Below are 16862 nucleotides of genomic sequence, written 5' to 3' on the forward strand. Positions count from 1 at the left end.
TTCCAGGTTTCAGCGAAGGTGGTAAAGCCTAACTTGGTTTCTTGTTCTTGCATGAGTGGTGTCTCCTGTATCTGTCTCTGTAATAAAATTTAACTTAATTTTTCTAAAGCTGCAACATTTCTTTAGATTCATTAGCCACGCAATATGGTAATGTTTTGATTAGTTTTACTTATGTAGAGACGTGCCATGGCACGTCTAGGATCAGGGGAAAACAAGTGAATGGTTAAATTCAGGGTGGGTTTAGTTACATCTGGGTGAGGTTAAGAAACGGTAATCGTGAAACCCGCCCCTACACCCCTGACGCGCCAGATTCCCTCGCAGGTTGTCAAAGATCACAACTCTCCTTTTCCCTTTAACCTGGAAATATCCCATTCCTACATTACGCGCGATCGCTCTATGAAACTCTTACCTCTCCTGCTACCCCTGGTGCTTCCGTCAATAAACCCGCCCCTGCCAAAGTTTCTAAGTCTCATTTATTTTCTCAAAATCTCTATATAATAAGTAAGCCATGTGGTCTGTTCAAAATCCTTTGGAAATATGGGTCAAGAACGACTTTGTCCTGTCAGGATGTCGTCCGGTTCCCTTACTGATGCATAGGACTCCACCAGACACTGATCCTGAATTAGAGTTTTGGAATTTGCTCAGAGAGAAATTACAAGGAGTCGTCAAATTTCATTGGTTTAAGGATTTAGAAGATGCGGGGAATCTGGTTGTCACTCCCAATGACATCAAAGATTACATCCTAGGTCGTACCCACTGGGAAACCGTTCGTAAGTTTAATCAGCAAGTTTTAGCATCAAATCGAACATTGATCAGTTTCATCGGAGGTTGGGAATATAAACCAAAATCCGGGGAAATCGCTTTTGCGGGCTCAACCTATCGCTGTGAAGCTGAACAATCAGTAGCTAAACCCAGTTGGCTTTACGATATTGGACATAAGATTTCCCAACTCCAAAAACCCTCAAAACCAACCGTTGGTTTTGTCGGACATACCCGATATCCCGGAAAGGTGAATTCTGTCTTACGTCATTTCCCCATCCCCAATAATACAGTCGGATGGATGGCAGGCAGTCTCTTGGTTAATCGCAATCTAACTATGTCGATGCGAAGAGTGATTGCTGCACGGGTAAGGCGGAAGGTCATTGAGGAAGCGCGAAGGGCAAAAAGTCTCGAAACATCGATTACCGAGAGAACAGGAGACTACTTTATCCTGCCCAAGGAAGAAAAAGAACGCCAGAGAAAAGAGTATATCCAAACTATTCAAAATAACGCCTATATACTGGTGATGAGAGGAGACACGAATGGTTGCTTCCAACTCTGGGAAGTCATGTCAGCCGGACGTATTCCCATTATCATTGATACGAATCAGCAATTTCCTGATCTGGGGGATTTGAAATGGGAGGAGTTTAGTGTTATTGTTCCTTACTCGCAAGTGCATCAGATTGGAGATAGGGTGCAACAATTTCATGACAATCTGTCGGATGAAGGGTTTAGGCAAGCTTGCCAGAAATCCCGGGCAGCTTTTGAATATTTGCTGCCTCATAATTTTATTTTGCCTACGCTGAGACAGGAACTTTTGCGCCGACAAGCTACAAGATAACTCAATCAGCAAGATGATACCGAGTTGCGTTCTATCATGTCTAGGAACAGCGTTGCATGAAGCTTTCGCTATAGCGAGGAACGAGATACGCGAATCTGGACAGATGCGCGAGCGTCATTCCGTTTCACTGCATTCTGCGAACCATGACAGATTTTACCTTAGACTGCAACTTGGTATTGTAAAGCGTCCCCACGATCGCATGACCGACTTCATGAAAGGAACTCCAGCTTCACCCGCGATCGCTTTCGCCAATAACGTTTTACCTGTTCCCGGAGGTCCAACTAACAGCACCCCTTTCGGAAAGGTAGATCAAGCACTGTATAAGGCAAAGGTAGAAGGGCGCGATCGCATGGTGGGAAATTTGGTTGAGGTTTGATTGTTATTCGTCATTTGTTATTTTTAAGTACCGCCTAACCCACCCTACAGGTTAAGGTTGATCTGGGTCTATAGGACGGAACTAAGTCAAACAAGCGTGAAAGAAATTAATTTATACAACCAAGAAAACAGTGATAGACTTGATCGCTATCTTGCTCAACAATTACCGGATTTGTCGCGATCGCGTATCCAAAAACTGATTGAAGAGGGCAATGTACAGCTTAACCATAACCTCTGCACCTCAAAAAAAGCCACCATTCAACCCGGAGACTCTATCCACCTAACTATCCCTGACGCCAAACCCTTAGACCTAAAACCGGAAGCGATTCCCCTGGATATCCTCTATGAAGATGACCAAATTCTGATTGTCAACAAACCCCCTGGCTTAGTTGTTCATCCTGCTCCTGGACACGAAAATGGCACACTTGTCAATGCCCTGCTTGCCCATTGTTCTAACTTAGCTGGAATTGGTGGTGTCCAACGTCCCGGAATTGTCCACCGTTTAGACAAAGATACCACCGGTGCGATCGCGATCGCGAAAACTGACCACGCCCACCATCACCTACAAGCCCAACTCAAAGCCAAAACCGCCCGTCGAGACTATCTCGGCGTTGTCTATGGTTCTCCCGCCACCGAAACTGGCACCATTAACCTCCCCATCGGACGTCATCCCAGCGATCGCAAAAAAATGGCAGTCGTTCCTGTGGAAAAAGGCGGACGCCCAGCAATTACCCATTGGCAGATTAAAGAACGCCTGGGTAACTATACCCTAATCCACTTCCAACTAGAAACCGGACGCACCCATCAAATTCGCGTCCACACCGCCCATATCGGACACCCGATTGTTGGTGACCCCCTGTATAGTAAAGGTCGAGATATCGGCGTCAATCTCCCTGGACAAGCCCTTCATGCATGGCGACTACGATTACAGCATCCCAATGCAATTGCCCGTCCCCTCTCTCCTAACCAAGGAGACCAGAGGACGGACAATAAATCTGGGGACTGGATTGAGGTTATTGCCCCTCTCCCCCCAGCCTTTAACACAGTCCTAACCGTACTGCGGCGGCGTGCTTCATCCGCTACCTAACGCTTACCTGCGCGGTACACGAGCCATGTAATTGATATTCTGGGCAGACACGCGGGGAAGCGGATTCGGTTTGGCATTAACTCCCCGTGCCATATCCAGGAAGTTCGTCGGATCACCGGCTTTAGCCTGCTTGTCTTGCGGGACAAAGCGGCGTACTTCGTTCTGCCAAATAATTTGGGGGAAGCCCAGTTGAGCGCGGTAGTAGCCGTCGTAGCGGGGTGATTTAATATTAAAGGGTCTTTCACCTTGACGGCGACCAGGCAATACACGACGCCGTTGATAGGGAACGGTGTCATAGCCAAAGTTGGTCAGATACTCTTCGCTGTTGAGTAGTTGATCAACAAAGCCCTTAATCCCCTTCGTCGCCACAACGATAGACCAAGCAATTTTTTCGCGTTCGTTGTAAACATCGCGCCCTAATACCCGTTGCACGCACTGTTCAACAAAGCGATAGTTGCTGTTTTTCTCGTAGAAGCTGTTGTAGAAGGTTTTCGACAGCAGCAAGCCACGAATGAAATCCCGCACCGTCAATTGACCATTGCGGAGTTGGGATTCTAGGAACCGTTCTCGATCCCAAGCAAAGGCATAGAAGAAGATCTGACGGTATGCCGCTTCGATCAATTCATCCAAGTCTGTGCCGAACAGGATGTTCTCGGTTGTATAAATCCTTGGTTGCTCATCCCCCGGTACTTCATAACCAGCGACACGCTGATTTTGACTTACCGGAGTGTAGCTCAATAAAGGTAGCGCCACGTTTAAATCTCCGTAATCTTAGAAAATCTTACAAACCTTAACTTTCAACTATGTGACATCATCCCACACCAAATCAAATATTCTGGTGTGGGCTTCCAAGCTTCACAACTTGGATTTCCTGGTTTTTCCCGTTCGGCTGACGCTCACGGCGGAAGCCTTGCGGGATTTCGACACTTACCTAGACTGAGAAGTACATTTCAGTCCCCGGTAGACCGTCTGCACAGGCAGTTTCCATTCCCGCTAGCCCGGCGGTACTGGTTAGTTTGATTTGCGTTGGTTGTTGACGCTTCGACTCCGCTCAGCGTCAACACCGAGCGAAGTCGAGGTGTTGATTATCGAATTCGAGAATCAACTCACACTGCAGCAATTTCAACTAGCTTTGTGAGCAGATGTATCGAAGTCTATGTCAATTTACCACATTGATGTTGGGGGAGTCCAGTGTATCCCAACGCCCCATTAAAAATTATGGCGTCGGTCTTATTGCTCCCCCTCTCCCCCCACAGTTAGATAACGGATTATGTAACCTTCTTACAAAATTAGTCATTGGTCATTGGTCATTGGGAATCTTTTCCCCATCTCCCCCGCACCTTTGCACCTCCGCTCCCCCATCTTCCCGTTCCCGACTAAAAGTAACCCATCCAGAACGCCAAGGGATTTGCTAGTGATCGACAGTGGGGCCAATTTCGCAAATAGTTTTCCAAATCTGGCTGCCAGACGGGAGGTCTTAATCCAAGTCCTAAGCAAAGATGAGACAAAACTTCAAAAAACCGCCGATCATGACCGGGAGATCCTAAATGAGCATGGGCATATTCATGCACAACGATACCTAACCAATCTGACGGTGCTGTTCGTCCCACATCAACGAGGATGGTAACTGGATTGAGGAGAATGTTGCAAAAGCCATCAATCCCATACTCCTGGGCTAATGGCGCTGCCCCGATCTGGATGGGACGACGTAATTCTGGATGAAAACAATCATGACAGGCGTTGAGACAAGAATTGAGTTCAGCGTTGACTGTATCAATGTTGTAACCAATCCAGGTACAGATGCGATCGCGTACCCGAGGATTATCGCTGATATCCACCATACGTGGCTCTAATGCTAACTGACGTACAGCCTCTAGGTACTCATAGCCACGTACCAACGGTTCGTTAATACTTTGGGATTTCTCCACCCAATACGGACTCAATTTGTCTCGCTGCTCAAACATTTCCTAAATTCTAACGGCTTACGGGGTAACAATCAAGCTGAAACCACGACTAAGCAAGGGTTCAGGACTGTACCTCCATAGAGACATTTTGACAGGTTTCCCAATTTCCCCAGAATGATAGATAAGCCTGATGAAAATCATAAGCACTTGTAGCTGATAAAAAACTGCCAAAAAAGATACAAAAAAACCAAATATATATTTACATTTGTTCACAGCTTGCTAATATTGTTTGTAGTGAATAAAGTTTTTGCCTGCCTCCAGAGAGTCCATAACAGCTCAGGGCAAGCGCTGACGTCGTATTTCGATAAATTACCTAAACAGGAGATCCTGAATGCCTTTTACCATTGATTCGGCTCGTAGTATATTTCCTGAAACCCTCACAGCTGATGCTGTACCCGCTACCATTGCCCGTTTCAGTCAACTTAGCGCTGAAGATCAATTGGCATTAATTTGGTTTGCTTACCTGGAAATGGGCAAAACCATCACTATTGCTGCACCAGGAGCAGCAAGTATGGTGCTTGCAGAAGGAACCTTGAATCAAATTCGGCAAATGTCTTTCCAAGAGCAGACTCAGGTCATGTGTGACTTGGCAAACCGCGCCGATACGCCGATTAGCCGCACCTATGCCAGTTGGTCGGCTAATATCAAGCTGGGCTTTTGGTATCAGCTAGGACAATGGATGGAACAGGGAACAGTCGCACCCATTCCCGAAGGCTATCGCTTATCCGCCAATGCCGCCGCCGTGCTACAAGCCATTCGCAACCTCGATCCGGGACAGCAAATTACGGTGCTGCGGAATTCGGTTGTGGATATGGGGTTTGATCCGAGTAAACTGGATAGCTACAACAAGGTGACTGAGCCGATTGTTCCGCCTAAGGACATGTCTAAACGGACATCGGTGGCGATCCAGGGAGTTGACAATCCGACGGTGTTGAGCTACATGAATTACATGAATGCCAATGACTTTGACGCCCTGATCCAACTGTTCACTGATGATGGAGCGCTGCAACCTCCGTTCCAAAGACCGATCATTGGTAAAGATGCCGTTTACCGCTTCTTCCGGGAAGAATGCCAGAACCTGAAGCTGCTGCCGGAACAGGGAGTTTCTGAACCGACAGAAGAGGGATATACTCAGATCAAAGTCACAGGTAAAGTGCAAACGCCTTGGTTCGGTGCCGGAGTAGGAATGAATATGGCGTGGCGATTCTTGCTCAACCCTGAGAACAAAATCTACTTTGTGGCAATTGATTTATTAGCCTCGCCGAAGGAGTTACTCAACTTGGCTCGCTAAAGCCATCCTGAGTAGGAGTAAACTATAGCAAGTTGTAAATGATTGAGCGAACACTCCCTGCCTTTATTGGGAGTGTTCGTCATACTGGAGAATGCAAGTAAACGAAATTATTTGGTCTGAAGTAGAGCAGCAAATTGCCAAAGATGCTTTTGAGAAAGCGTATCAACGAGAAACGAATGCTTTGATCACACAGGTGCGGGAATACGCCAGTGGAGTTACTGAACTCGATCAGGTTTGGCGTCTGCACGATTATTTAAGTGCAAGGCGGCACGATATTGATGGCAAGTACGACTACGACTATTCCGCTCTCCTGTTTCTTTTCGCTAGGTTAGTCAAAGAAGAGTGGCTAAAGTTGGAAGATTTGAGTGGTTTAGATCAGAGCAAACTGGCTAAAATAAACGCCCTAGCTCGGATGTAACCTTCCGCACACTGAATCAGGCTCTCTTGCCCTTAGGGTGAAAAATCCTAATGTTGCTGATTGCTTTCTGAAACTATTGATCTGAAAGACTTGTCCTATAATATTTTCAGCAATAATAAGCTTTGCTTATAAGCAAAAGTGCAAGAGAGCCTTTTGGGTTAGTAAAAATAATAGCTTGGCAATAATTCTCGAATGACACCCATTCGGTTGTTTTTTAAACCGAACAGTAATTGCGTTGGGATTTAAGATTTCCCCTCAAACTCCCCGTTTGCTATAATCTTCCTGAATGGTTAAACCCGGAAACCCGGATACCTTAGTTAGTAAGCAGAAAGGACTTTTAGTCGTTTTGGAATTACCACCAGTCAAACCTATCAATCCGCCAGAAGAACCGCCGTCTATTCCCGGTAATTGGTACTTGGTCAATGTTCGCCACAAGAAACGTGATTTATTTTTGAGATGTCTGAATGTTGTTATCAAACAAAATAATCTGGACGATTTGATTTTGGCGGTTGAAACTCCTGATGATTCAGTGTACGAAGATATAGTTTTATTAAATTTGGCTAGCTTAAAAGCCGTGCGACCCCACATTCAAACGATTGAGTCCTGTCAGAGAATTGAACCGAAACCATTGCCACAAGCACAGGTAAGTCTAATGTTGGCAGCTAGCAACTAGCTGCTGGATTGTAACTGTGCGATCGCACGATTGAGTCGTGCTTGTACCACCCGATCCGACTCTTGAGTCAACGCCTGTTGTAAGGGAGGCATAACTTCTGGTTGGGCAATATCTTGTAAGGACGCGATCGCAGCATAACGCAGCGCCCAATCCTCTGGTGTCAGTAACGCCCAAGTCAATTTGTCTATGGCTTGACGAATAATTGCTGCATCTTTAGCTAAACTGCCAATCCGCCCTAACCCGCGTGCAGCGACGCGCCGGACATTTCCTTGACAGTGATTGGCGACGGATGTGCCCACAACGTCTTCTAACAAACTCAGCGCCTTTGGGTTGCCAATTCGTGCTAACGCCTGAATGATATGGGCTTGCACCCCTTGGTCACCAGAGGCTTCAAAGGCGTCAATTAAAGGATTAACGCTAGCTGACCCCAATTTCACTAATCCGTCTACGGCGGCGGCTGGGACAGCCGGATGATGATGACTTAATGACCCAATTAAGGCGCTGATTACATCATCGCTAGCCGACTTGTTCATGGTTGATGGTTCATTGTTCATGGTTCATTGTTGATGGTTCATGGTTCATTGTTCATTGTTGATGGGTAATCCTCTTCCCCATCTCCCTCATCTTCCCTGCTATAGCTGAATTAACAACTGATCAATGGTATCCATCAGAAACTGGCATTTATCTGGCTGGTTGGATTCGGCTTCTGGATCACTTTCTAAGATGGCTTCTAACATTCGCTTGATATTCAGCAGTTTTAAACTATTCGGCACCTTCGCCTCAATGATCGCCTGCGCTGCGGCTAAATGACCGATCGCGCCTAGGTCAAACATCGCCGCCCAGCGCAAATACATATTCGGATGATCCAAATTCTTGATGATCCGCTCAATATATTGCGGCTCTTTTGTCAATAGATATAAATACCGAGCTGCCGCACATTGAACCCGTTCCGACTGATGGGTTAAAAAGGGTTCAATCTGGGGACGGGCTTGCCAAACTTCTAACCTGCCTAACGCTTCAATCAAGGCTTCATCGGGTTGCTCGGCTTCAGCGTTTAGCAGATTCAGCAAGGGGGAGATAGCTGTGCGATCGCCAATCGCGGCTAAAGCCTGAATCGTTGCCTCTCGAAGGCTGAGATCCGGACAATCTAAGGCAGAAATTAACGCAGGTACAGCTTGGGGATTTTTTAACTCACCCAATGCTCGCGCCGCCTGACGCCGCAAGGGATATCCACCCGCTTGAGTACGATAGGCTTCATCCTGGAGGGCTTCACATAGCACCGTCCACGAGTTTTGTACTTTATTCTTACCCAACCACCAAGCGGCATAATAGCGCAACTGATTATCGTCTCCGTTTAAGGCCGCGATCGCCGTTTCTGCCGAACTTATGGGTTGGGGGGGAGAATCGGTAGTCATTTATCCAAAAAATTGGAGCTTTTTATATCTATTTAAGTTAATCAATGTTATTTTATACAAGATTCGGGTCTGATTGATAGACAACAACTGCTCATTGCCTATCCTCCAGACCCGATACAGGCTAGTACAGGAAAACAAATGTTCTAAAACATCTAGACTGAATCCATGATTTCCCTGGTAGCCGTACTGGTTTCTAGCTCAAAGCATTGATGGCATAGTTGAGGTAAATGTTCGCTTCTCCAGCAACATCTCCCGATAAACCATGATTGTCACGGACAAATTCGAGAGCCGCAACGTACCAACTGGAGGACAAACCTAGAGCCGCGTTGAATTCTTTCACGCCAGCAATCACATATTCATCCAGTGGACCGGTGCCACCGACTACGCAGCAGTAGCTGATGACACGCAAGTAGTTGTTAATATCCCGCACACACTTGGACTTGCCTTCTGGAGTCGAGGCATATTGGGGTCCTTCCATTTGAGTGGTGTAGGGGAATTTCTGATAAACATGATTAGCCGCGGCTTCAGCCCAGCCCTGACCATTATCCGTAAACGCTTTGGCAGCATCTAGACCCGCCTTCGCCCGACTAAAACGACCAAAAATGGCTTGCATTTCAGTATTAGTCGGATAAGAACCGCGCACATCAGCGGCAGCAATCGCCTCGGTAATTGGGGTTTTCATGAGTATTTTTGTTCTCCTAAATGATTGACCTGGTTAAGTTGTCAGATTTAATTATCAAAAAGCCGTTCAATCGACCTTAAGCAACGGCTGCTGCTGCTGTATCAAAATAGCTCGCTAACTCAGACATCAGAGCGCTGCAATCTCCTTGGGTAATGCCATTGGGGTCATTGGCAATCGCGATCGCAGCATCTTTCATCTTGCCAATCCCTGATGCTACGGCATCTCCAGGTGTTCCTAGCGCTTGGTAGGTTTCCCGCAGACCATTGAGACAACGGTCATTCATTACACTGGCATCTCCTGCCACCATGGAGTAGGTGACATAACGGAGAATAAAGCCCATATCCCGGATACAAGCGGCATGGTTACGATGATGGTCACAAGCACCACCGGGAGCGAACACTTGGGGTCGTTCAGCCACTAATTCTCGGTACGCATTAGCGACGATCATGGAAGCGTTACTGGTGAGACGGTTAACCGTATCTAAACGCTTATTGCTTTCCGACACCATCGCTGAAAGTGCGTTGATTTGATCGCCACTCAGATAGGCACCACCTTTATCGGCTTGCTCTACCACTTTGGAAAACGCATCAAGCATTTTTTCATATCTCCTAGCTAAACGTTGTTTGAATCATTGATCTATTGATCGAGGTGGCGATATTCGCCGGAGTCTAATCCATAGGTTTCTTTATACAATAGGCTGAATATTTTTAAGCGTTAAAAAATATTAAGTTGCATGTCATTGTACATAATTTTGCTCAAACCTTCTCATAGAAAGGGCTAAGAATGGTTCCTTTGATTAAAAAGTTTACATTTTGAAAACTAATCAGCGATTTTAAGTTTACTTTTGTTAAGAATGCGACGCCAAAAACTTACGGGCAATCTCTGATTTACCAAAGCTTTGAGCCTTCTATTCCCGTCTGGCACATCATCTCATTCAACGTAATCTTTCTTAATGGATAAGGGGGTTAAGGGGTAGGGGGTTATCGTGACTTTAAAGTTTTAATACTAAAGTGCTTTGTAATCACGAAAAAGTCAGGTAGTAATCTTTAGTAAGTATATTTGCTTAAGTAATTATTACCAAAGTTCTCATAAAGGCGATAAAGAGGGGGATCAAGATCTCCACCCCTAGACAGAACTGGACAAGACCGGTTGTATCGTAATCCGGAAATCTGTAACCCTCTGGCAATGGTAGCTTGAGCAGTTTGGACATCCGCAGGATTGGTGAGTTTGATCCGCCAAGGATGAAAAACTTAATAATTTGTAACAAATAAAAACTCAACATCATTGTATAAAAGTAACCTGAAGGGTAAAGATGACAGGTAAATGTTAACCAAAACGCCAAATAACCGTTATTTGGAGGGTTCTCATAATCAGCCGGAAATCTTCTCAGGTTTCTTGACGCTCAGTTTACGTTTTCCTTCTGAGAACGTGATTGGTATCTGTGAGAACAGACCAGATGAGGTGTTAAGGTTTCACTGTCTCGACCTAACCTGTCTAGATGTAAACCCTAGACTCAACCAAGCAAAGGAGGATTTGAGTTCATGTTTGATGCATTCACCAAGGTGGTAAGCCAAGCTGATACGCGAGGCGAAATGCTGACCGGCTCTCAGATAGATGCTTTGAATGCAATGGTGGCAGAAAGCAACAAGCGGATGGATTCGGTTAACCGGATCACCAGCAACTCTTCTAAAATCGTTGCTGACGCGGCTCGTGCTTTGTTTGCGGAACAGCCTCAGTTAATTGCTCCAGGTGGTAACGCCTACACCAGTCGTCGGATGGCGGCTTGCTTGCGGGATATGGAAATCATCCTGCGCTATGTTACCTACGCAATTTTTGCCGGAGATTCCAGTGTACTGAACGATCGCTGCCTAAACGGTTTGCGTGAAACCTATGTAGCGCTGGGTGTACCCGGAGCGTCTGTTGCGGCTGGCGTGCAAAAAATGAAGGATGCCGCGATCGCAATGGCAAATGATCGTAATAATATCACTCCTGGTGATTGCAGCGCTTTAATGTCCGAAATCGGTAGCTACTTTGACATGGCTGCCAACGCGGTTGCCTAAAACAAGGTAAAAAAAGATTGCCTGTTGAAGTTTCAACTTCATCAACACGTTTGAAAAAGTAAGCAAAAGATTAAGGAGATATCTCAACGATGAAGACGCCATTGACAGAAGCAGTCGCCGCTGCCGATTCACAAGGACGTTTCTTAAGCAGCACCGAAATCCAAGTTGCTTTTGGTCGGTTTAAGCAAGCTCAAACCAGCTTACAGGCAGCTAGAGCCTTAACTGACAAAGCGCAAATGCTGATCGACGGTGCAGCTAACGCGGTGTACCAAAAGTTCCCCTACACCACTCAGATGCAGGGACCGAACTATGCTTCTACTCCCGAAGGAAAAGCCAAGTGTTCTCGTGACATTGGTTACTACCTGCGGATGGTAACCTACTGCTTAGTTGCAGGTGGCACCGGTCCGATGGATGAGTACCTGATTGCTGGGATTGATGAAATCAACAGCACATTTGAACTGTCTCCTAGCTGGTACATTGAAGCCCTCAAGTACATCAAAGCTAACCATGGTTTAACTGGCGATCCTGCCGTTGAAGCCAATTCCTATCTTGACTATGCGATCAACGCCCTGAGCTAGATTGATCGCCTTGCCCGGAAAGGCAAGCAGTTGTTAGCTGGCAAGGGTTAGCAATTGTTGGCGTTTCCGGGTATCGTTTTATTCATTTTCAGGGAGGGTTGAGATGACAAGTTTAACGGCAGCAAGGCGATTAGGAATTGCTGCATTTGCCGAGTCTCCAAAAGTGGAGCTGCGTCAAAATTGGACAGAAGATGATTTGCAATTGGTGATCCGAGCCGCTTATCTACAAGTCTTCGGAAACGATAACTTGATGGAGTTTGATCGGTTAACCAGTGCTGAATCATTGCTGCGTCATGGCGAAATAACAGTTCGCGATTTTATTAGAACCCTGGGTCAATCGGAACTATACCGGGAGAAGTTTTTCTACTCCACTCCACAAGTGCGATTTATCGAACTGAATTATAAGCACTTTTTGGGACGAGCGCCCTACGACCAGTCAGAGATTGCCGATCATACTGACCTGTATAATCAACAGGGGTATGAGGCAGAGATCAACTCCTACATTGACTCAATGGAGTATCAAGAGAACTTTGGTCAGTCCATTGTTCCCTATCTGATTGGATTTGAAACCCAACGTAGTCAGAAAAGCGTAGGGTATAGCCGGATTTTCCAACTATTTGGCGGATTAGGCAGTAGCGATCGCACTCAGCCGGCGGGAAATCGTTCTCGTCTGTTGCGGGAAGTCGCATTGAATACCTCGTCAGCGATCTACGCTGATTCGCAAGGACAAGCGATCGTGGGTACTCAGGGCGGAACTCGTGAGCAGATTTATATCGTGCGGGTGATTCAAATCCCCAAACCCGGACGCATGACCCGAATCCGCCGCAGTCAGACGGAATATTACGTCCCTTACGAGCAGCTTTCCCAAAAGTTGCAACAAATCAATAAGATGGGCGGTAAGGTGACGAACATCATACCCGCTTAAAGATAGTACAGATAGTACAGACCAAACTGGCGCGTCTGTACAACCATAAACCGCGAAAACCAAGCGGACTAACAAAATATCATTGCCTGTGGAAGACGGGCATCTGCCTGTGGACGCGGAGTAAGACCAATAGAGGGCAACCTTTGGAGGCGTCGGCGGATGAAGCGGGAAATCCCAAAGACGAATAAGACCGTCCTTGTTTTTAAAAGGTTGGAAGCCAAATAAGAGCGAAGCAAGTTGGGGTACTTCACGATTTCAACATTGGCGTTTAATCAGGAGAAATTTAAGTGGCTATTACAACAGCAGCTTCCCGACTAGGGACAGAAGCGTATAGTAATCCAACTCCGGTAGAATTGCGCCCTGATTGGGTTGAATATGATATTCAAGCGGTCATCCGTGCCGTATACCGTCAACTGTTGGGCAATGACTATGTGATGGCGTCTGAACGCTTAACCAGTGCCGAATCATTGCTGCGGAACGGGTATGTAAACGTGCGCGAGTTTGTGCGTTGCGTTGCCAAATCAGAACTTTATAAAACCAAGTTTTTCTACGGCAATTTTCAAACTCGTGTAATTGAACTCAATTACAAGCACCTATTGGGTCGCGCACCTTATGATGAGTCTGAGGTAATTTACCACCTGGATTTGTACGAAACCCAAGGATACGACGCCGATATTGACTCTTACATTGACAGTGAAGAGTATCAAGAGAACTTCGGCGATTATATCGTTCCGTATTATCGCGGTTTTGTCACTCAACGGGGTCAGAAAACCGTCGGGTTTACCCGTATGTTCCAACTGTATCGCGGTTATGCCAATAGCGATCGCGCTCAGTTGGCAGGAAGTGAGTCACGTCTGGCGACTGATTTAGCACAGAATTTTGCTTCAGCCGTGGTTGGACCATCGGGTAGCAATGAAGGCTGGGCATATCGCCAGTCTGGGAAGGGTGAAACCCCAAGTAAGGCATTAGGCGGTCCTGTTCCCTATGGCACACAAGGCAAAGTGTATCGCGTCGAAGTAGCGGGGATTATTAATCCCAGATATCCGAAAGTGCGTCGCAGTAGCAAAGCCTTCTTAGTTCCTTATGAGGAATTATCCAACAAACTCCAACAGATTAACCGTCTAGGGGGTAAAGTGGCGAGCATTACACCAGCTTAGTCCAAGAAGGCAGACGTTGACGTCTGCTATAAAGAGGGAGATTGAACCGATCTCAACGGAGCAGATGGGACTGGGGACTGGAGAGATTAGGACTAGAGAGAAAATAGCGGAAATCGTTATATTATTTCTAATCTCCTAACTCTTGAGACTCTAGTCCCATTGGTATGTTGAGTGAGCAGACAAGTTGAGAATTAAGCCAGATAAAAATAGCTGTTTATCGGTTTAAATCAGAAACTTGGATGATTGATAATTAAAAGGAGAATTGATTACTATGCTAGGTCAAGTAGCAGCAAGCAGTGCGCCTAACAGCCCATCGGGGAGTCGTTTCTTTACCTATGAAGTCACAGGTTTGCGTCAAAACGAAACCAATGACAAAAATGAATACCCCTTTCGCAAAAGTGGCAGTGTCTTTATTAAAGTGCCTTACAATCGCATGAATGAAGAAATGCGCCGCATTACTCGGATGGGAGGAACAATTGTCAAGATTCATCCCATGAATTCTGACAGTTAGTTGGCTGATTAAACTGAAGGCTGGTAAACGGTAAGGGGTAAGGGGTAAAAAATACTTCATATCTGTTACCGATTACCAGCTAAGTAAGAATCGTGTTGACCTTTCACTTCGCTAGTCAGACATGGTGTGTGATCCTTCGCTTCGTTCAAAAGAACCGGGTGTGTAGGGGCGGGTTTGACTACTATCATTTCATACTTCACCCATAAGTAACTAAACCCGCCCCGACGAGTGCATGACAAATGACATGACAAATGACTCTTGGCAAATGACACAATGGAGTGGTGGCGAGTCTTTAACAGTAGAACAAGCCCTGGCGAACCTCAAACAACGGGATGATTTAAGTCTTTGCTATTATGCGGCGTGGTGGCTGGGGAAATTTCGGATTCGAGACGCTGCGGTAATTGACGCCTTGATTGTAGCGCTAGAGGAAGAGGCAGATCGTACCGAGGCGGGCGGATATCCTTTGAAACGCAATGCAGCACGGGCCCTGGGGAAACTAGGCGATCGCAAAGCCGTTGTGCCGCTGATAAACTGTCTAGACTGTTCGGATTTCTATGTGCGGGAAGCCGCCGCGCAGTCGTTAGGGATGTTAGGTGATCCCGTTTGTGTTCCTCAGTTAATGCAGTTATTAGAGGGTGGGATAGAAGCGGGATCACCCGTACCCGGATCACCACACTTGGCGCAACCTGATAATGCAGTCATAGAAGCGTTAGGCAGTTTAAGGGCAAAAGACGCGATCGCATTAATCGAACCCTTCCTAGAGCATAATCAAGAACGGATAAAGTACGCCGCCGCACGAGCCATGTATCAGTTAACCGAGAATCCCACCTATGGCGATCGGTTAGTGCAAGCCCTGAAGGGAGAAAAGTTACAATTACGACGGGCTGTATTAGCCGATTTAGGGGCGATTGGCTACTTAAAAGCAGCAGATGCGATCGCTCAAACCTTAGCGGAAAATAGTTTAAAGCTCATTTCTCTCAAAGGGTTATTAGAGCATGAAGTGAAAAACTCCGCCAGCGAATCCGTTCAGCTATCAGAAGCAGCCATCCATGTGATTAACCTGATGGATGATTTGCTATAGCCTTGTAACCAATGATGAATGACGAATGACGTAGCTTGCTTCTCGCGAAGCGAGTATGACGAATGACAAATGACAAATGACAAATGACAAATGACCAAAACCTCATTCAAGCCGTTGAACAAGCCGATTCTTCCCCGCGCTTACTCGCCGCCGTGCGAACCCTAGCCAACGCCAAGATAGAAGCAGGAATTCCCACATTAATTGCCGTTCTCAGTTATAACAACCCCGGTGCCGCCGTCGCCGCCGTCGATGGATTGGTGCAATTAGGAGACATAGCGGTAGAACCATTACTCAACCTGCTTGATGAATATAACTATGGGGGAAGGGCTTGGGCGATTCGAGCATTAGCCCAACTTGCTGATCCCAGAGCCTTAGATACCTTACTGAATGCGGCTGAAACAGACTTTGCTCTAAGCGTGCGTCGTGCGGCGGCAAAGGGGTTAGGAAATGTACAATGGTCAAAATTGTCTCCCGAAGAAATTCCCTCAGCCCAAGGGCGAGTGCTGAAAACGTTACAGGTAACCTCTCATGATCCCGAATGGGTGGTGCGTTATGCTTCCGTGGTGGGGTTGCAAGGATTAGCCACAGGGGTAGCCGAAACACAACCAGATTATGGGCAGCAGATAGTTGCTCATTTTGAGCAACTGATGAAGAATGAGTCAGATTTGGCAGTTCGTACCCGTGTGCAATTCGCCTTAGCGCAACTGCATGAGTGATCAGGGCTTCAGTTTGAGTCACAATTTCTGGAACGAATAACCAGATTCCAAGGGCTAGTAACAAAAGAAGCAACAGGATGACAACAATAATCGCAGCTTTTGTATTAAGAGGCGTATAGCGAGCAATAGGTTTGGCGAAGGTTCGTAAAATAACAGCTGCTACAATTCCTATAAACAGAAGAATCAAGGCATCGACAATTGCCCAAGCAACCATTAGCAAAATGACAAATATACTAACCACGAAAATGGTTAGCAGTAGGCGTTGTAGATAATCCCAGATACTCAGTTGCTTCATTAAGGATTGATGGTTACGGAGACAAGGTTGATAA

18 protein-coding genes and 1 pseudogene are annotated in these 16862 nt (G+C 46.3%); 12 read left to right on the forward strand and 7 right to left on the reverse strand.

Translation table 11 applies throughout. The features are described from left to right. Window positions 1-508 precede the first annotated feature (508 nt). Window positions 509-1600 carry an exostosin domain-containing protein gene (locus ACLFWI_RS12290; RefSeq protein ID WP_446413173.1) on the forward strand — a complete coding sequence of 364 codons (1092 nt, stop codon included), beginning with the start codon at window positions 509-511 and terminating at the stop codon, window positions 1598-1600. Between the two features lie 213 nt (window positions 1601-1813). Here the strand turns inward: ACLFWI_RS12290 and ACLFWI_RS12295 are convergent. After that, window positions 1814-1900: pseudogene (locus ACLFWI_RS12295) on the reverse strand (AAA family ATPase); the annotation flags it as partial. Between the two features lie 172 nt (window positions 1901-2072). Here ACLFWI_RS12295 and ACLFWI_RS12300 point away from each other — a divergent pair. Next, window positions 2073-3062 (forward strand): RluA family pseudouridine synthase, encoded by a 990-nt coding sequence (locus ACLFWI_RS12300; protein WP_446413174.1) that lies wholly within the window; start codon window positions 2073-2075, stop codon window positions 3060-3062. Between the two features lie 3 nt (window positions 3063-3065). On the opposite strand, the gene ACLFWI_RS12305 is transcribed toward ACLFWI_RS12300, so the two are convergent. Continuing rightward, window positions 3066-3815 (reverse strand): phycobilisome rod-core linker polypeptide, encoded by a 750-nt coding sequence (locus ACLFWI_RS12305; protein WP_446407506.1) that lies wholly within the window; start codon window positions 3813-3815, stop codon window positions 3066-3068. Between the two features lie 623 nt (window positions 3816-4438). Further along, window positions 4439-5026, reverse strand: coding sequence for a hypothetical protein (locus tag ACLFWI_RS12310; RefSeq protein WP_446413175.1), 588 nt, complete (start codon window positions 5024-5026; stop codon window positions 4439-4441). 331 nt (window positions 5027-5357) lie between these two features. Here ACLFWI_RS12310 and ACLFWI_RS12315 point away from each other — a divergent pair, with 331 nt between their 5' ends. The 3 genes from ACLFWI_RS12315 to ACLFWI_RS12325 all read left to right on the forward strand — a co-directional run bounded on the left by ACLFWI_RS12315 (window position 5358) and on the right by ACLFWI_RS12325 (window position 7408). Next, the gene (locus ACLFWI_RS12315; protein ID WP_446413176.1) at window positions 5358-6317 is read left to right on the forward strand and encodes an orange carotenoid-binding protein; all 960 of its coding nucleotides are present in this window, start codon (window positions 5358-5360) and stop codon (window positions 6315-6317) included. A 91-nt stretch (window positions 6318-6408) separates the two neighbouring features. Beyond that, a complete protein-coding gene (locus ACLFWI_RS12320) occupies window positions 6409-6735 on the forward strand; it encodes a hypothetical protein (RefSeq protein WP_446413177.1) in 327 nt (108 codons plus the stop codon). Window positions 6736-7021: 286 nt separating this feature from the next. After that, window positions 7022-7408 (forward strand): chromosome segregation ATPase, encoded by a 387-nt coding sequence (locus ACLFWI_RS12325; RefSeq protein ID WP_446413178.1) that lies wholly within the window; start codon window positions 7022-7024, stop codon window positions 7406-7408. Here ACLFWI_RS12325 and ACLFWI_RS12330 read toward each other — a convergent pair. The 4 genes from ACLFWI_RS12330 to ACLFWI_RS12345 all read right to left on the reverse strand — a co-directional run bounded on the left by ACLFWI_RS12330 (window position 7405) and on the right by ACLFWI_RS12345 (window position 10100). Continuing rightward, the gene (locus ACLFWI_RS12330; RefSeq protein ID WP_446413179.1) at window positions 7405-7962 is read right to left on the reverse strand and encodes a HEAT repeat domain-containing protein; all 558 of its coding nucleotides are present in this window, start codon (window positions 7960-7962) and stop codon (window positions 7405-7407) included. The genes ACLFWI_RS12325 and ACLFWI_RS12330 overlap by 4 nt on opposite strands. 78 nt (window positions 7963-8040) lie before the next feature. Continuing rightward, window positions 8041-8823 carry a HEAT repeat domain-containing protein gene (locus tag ACLFWI_RS12335; protein ID WP_446413180.1) on the reverse strand — a complete coding sequence of 261 codons (783 nt, stop codon included), beginning with the start codon at window positions 8821-8823 and terminating at the stop codon, window positions 8041-8043. Between the two features lie 193 nt (window positions 8824-9016). Then, a complete protein-coding gene (locus ACLFWI_RS12340; RefSeq protein WP_446413181.1) occupies window positions 9017-9505 on the reverse strand; it encodes a phycocyanin subunit alpha in 489 nt (162 codons plus the stop codon). Window positions 9506-9581: 76 nt separating this feature from the next. Next, the gene (locus ACLFWI_RS12345; protein ID WP_446413182.1) at window positions 9582-10100 is read right to left on the reverse strand and encodes a phycocyanin subunit beta; all 519 of its coding nucleotides are present in this window, start codon (window positions 10098-10100) and stop codon (window positions 9582-9584) included. A 946-nt stretch (window positions 10101-11046) separates the two neighbouring features. Between ACLFWI_RS12345 and ACLFWI_RS12350 the strand changes: the two genes are divergently transcribed. The 7 genes from ACLFWI_RS12350 (at window position 11047) to ACLFWI_RS12380 (ending at window position 16533) form a co-directional block, all read left to right on the forward strand. Then, window positions 11047-11565, forward strand: coding sequence for a phycocyanin subunit beta (locus ACLFWI_RS12350; protein ID WP_006103271.1), 519 nt, complete (start codon window positions 11047-11049; stop codon window positions 11563-11565). Window positions 11566-11654: 89 nt separating this feature from the next. Then, window positions 11655-12143, forward strand: a complete 489-nt coding sequence (gene cpcA / locus ACLFWI_RS12355; protein WP_446413183.1) for a phycocyanin subunit alpha — start codon at window positions 11655-11657, stop codon at window positions 12141-12143. Window positions 12144-12246: 103 nt separating this feature from the next. Then, window positions 12247-13068, forward strand: a complete 822-nt coding sequence (locus tag ACLFWI_RS12360; RefSeq protein ID WP_446413184.1) for a phycobilisome rod-core linker polypeptide — start codon at window positions 12247-12249, stop codon at window positions 13066-13068. 287 nt (window positions 13069-13355) lie between these two features. Further along, window positions 13356-14225 carry a phycobilisome rod-core linker polypeptide gene (locus tag ACLFWI_RS12365; RefSeq protein WP_446413185.1) on the forward strand — a complete coding sequence of 290 codons (870 nt, stop codon included), beginning with the start codon at window positions 13356-13358 and terminating at the stop codon, window positions 14223-14225. Between the two features lie 271 nt (window positions 14226-14496). Next, complete coding sequence (locus ACLFWI_RS12370; RefSeq protein ID WP_446413186.1) at window positions 14497-14736, forward strand: phycobilisome linker polypeptide; 240 nt, start codon at window positions 14497-14499, stop codon at window positions 14734-14736. Window positions 14737-14980: 244 nt separating this feature from the next. Beyond that, window positions 14981-15817 (forward strand): HEAT repeat domain-containing protein, encoded by an 837-nt coding sequence (locus ACLFWI_RS12375; RefSeq protein ID WP_446413187.1) that lies wholly within the window; start codon window positions 14981-14983, stop codon window positions 15815-15817. Between the two features lie 83 nt (window positions 15818-15900). Further along, window positions 15901-16533, forward strand: a complete 633-nt coding sequence (locus tag ACLFWI_RS12380; RefSeq protein WP_446413188.1) for a HEAT repeat domain-containing protein — start codon at window positions 15901-15903, stop codon at window positions 16531-16533. Window positions 16534-16862 lie beyond the last annotated feature (329 nt).

Source organism: Coleofasciculus sp., from assembly GCF_046539235.1.
Taxonomy (GTDB): domain Bacteria; phylum Cyanobacteriota; class Cyanobacteriia; order Cyanobacteriales; family Coleofasciculaceae; genus Coleofasciculus.

What these genes read in the sequence shown, in the direction of transcription:
- ACLFWI_RS12335 (WP_446413180.1), bottom strand. Translation starts at nt 8,823, where the DNA reads ATGACTACCGATTCTCCCCCCCAACCCATAAGTTCGGCAGAAACGGCG.
- ACLFWI_RS12380 (WP_446413188.1), top strand. Translation starts at nt 15,901, where the DNA reads ATGACAAATGACCAAAACCTCATTCAAGCCGTTGAACAAGCCGATTCT.
- ACLFWI_RS12345 (WP_446413182.1), bottom strand. Translation starts at nt 10,100, where the DNA reads ATGCTTGATGCGTTTTCCAAAGTGGTAGAGCAAGCCGATAAAGGTGGT.
- ACLFWI_RS12330 (WP_446413179.1), bottom strand. Translation starts at nt 7,962, where the DNA reads ATGAACAATGAACCATCAACCATGAACAAGTCGGCTAGCGATGATGTA.
- ACLFWI_RS12350 (WP_006103271.1), top strand. Translation starts at nt 11,047, where the DNA reads ATGTTTGATGCATTCACCAAGGTGGTAAGCCAAGCTGATACGCGAGGC.
- ACLFWI_RS12290 (WP_446413173.1), top strand. Translation starts at nt 509, where the DNA reads ATGTGGTCTGTTCAAAATCCTTTGGAAATATGGGTCAAGAACGACTTT.
- ACLFWI_RS12340 (WP_446413181.1), bottom strand. Translation starts at nt 9,505, where the DNA reads ATGAAAACCCCAATTACCGAGGCGATTGCTGCCGCTGATGTGCGCGGT.
- ACLFWI_RS12375 (WP_446413187.1), top strand. Translation starts at nt 14,981, where the DNA reads ATGACAAATGACTCTTGGCAAATGACACAATGGAGTGGTGGCGAGTCT.
- ACLFWI_RS12310 (WP_446413175.1), bottom strand. Translation starts at nt 5,026, where the DNA reads ATGTTTGAGCAGCGAGACAAATTGAGTCCGTATTGGGTGGAGAAATCC.
- ACLFWI_RS12325 (WP_446413178.1), top strand. Translation starts at nt 7,022, where the DNA reads ATGGTTAAACCCGGAAACCCGGATACCTTAGTTAGTAAGCAGAAAGGA.
- ACLFWI_RS12315 (WP_446413176.1), top strand. Translation starts at nt 5,358, where the DNA reads ATGCCTTTTACCATTGATTCGGCTCGTAGTATATTTCCTGAAACCCTC.
- cpcA (WP_446413183.1), top strand. Translation starts at nt 11,655, where the DNA reads ATGAAGACGCCATTGACAGAAGCAGTCGCCGCTGCCGATTCACAAGGA.
- ACLFWI_RS12360 (WP_446413184.1), top strand. Translation starts at nt 12,247, where the DNA reads ATGACAAGTTTAACGGCAGCAAGGCGATTAGGAATTGCTGCATTTGCC.
- ACLFWI_RS12370 (WP_446413186.1), top strand. Translation starts at nt 14,497, where the DNA reads ATGCTAGGTCAAGTAGCAGCAAGCAGTGCGCCTAACAGCCCATCGGGG.
- ACLFWI_RS12320 (WP_446413177.1), top strand. Translation starts at nt 6,409, where the DNA reads ATGCAAGTAAACGAAATTATTTGGTCTGAAGTAGAGCAGCAAATTGCC.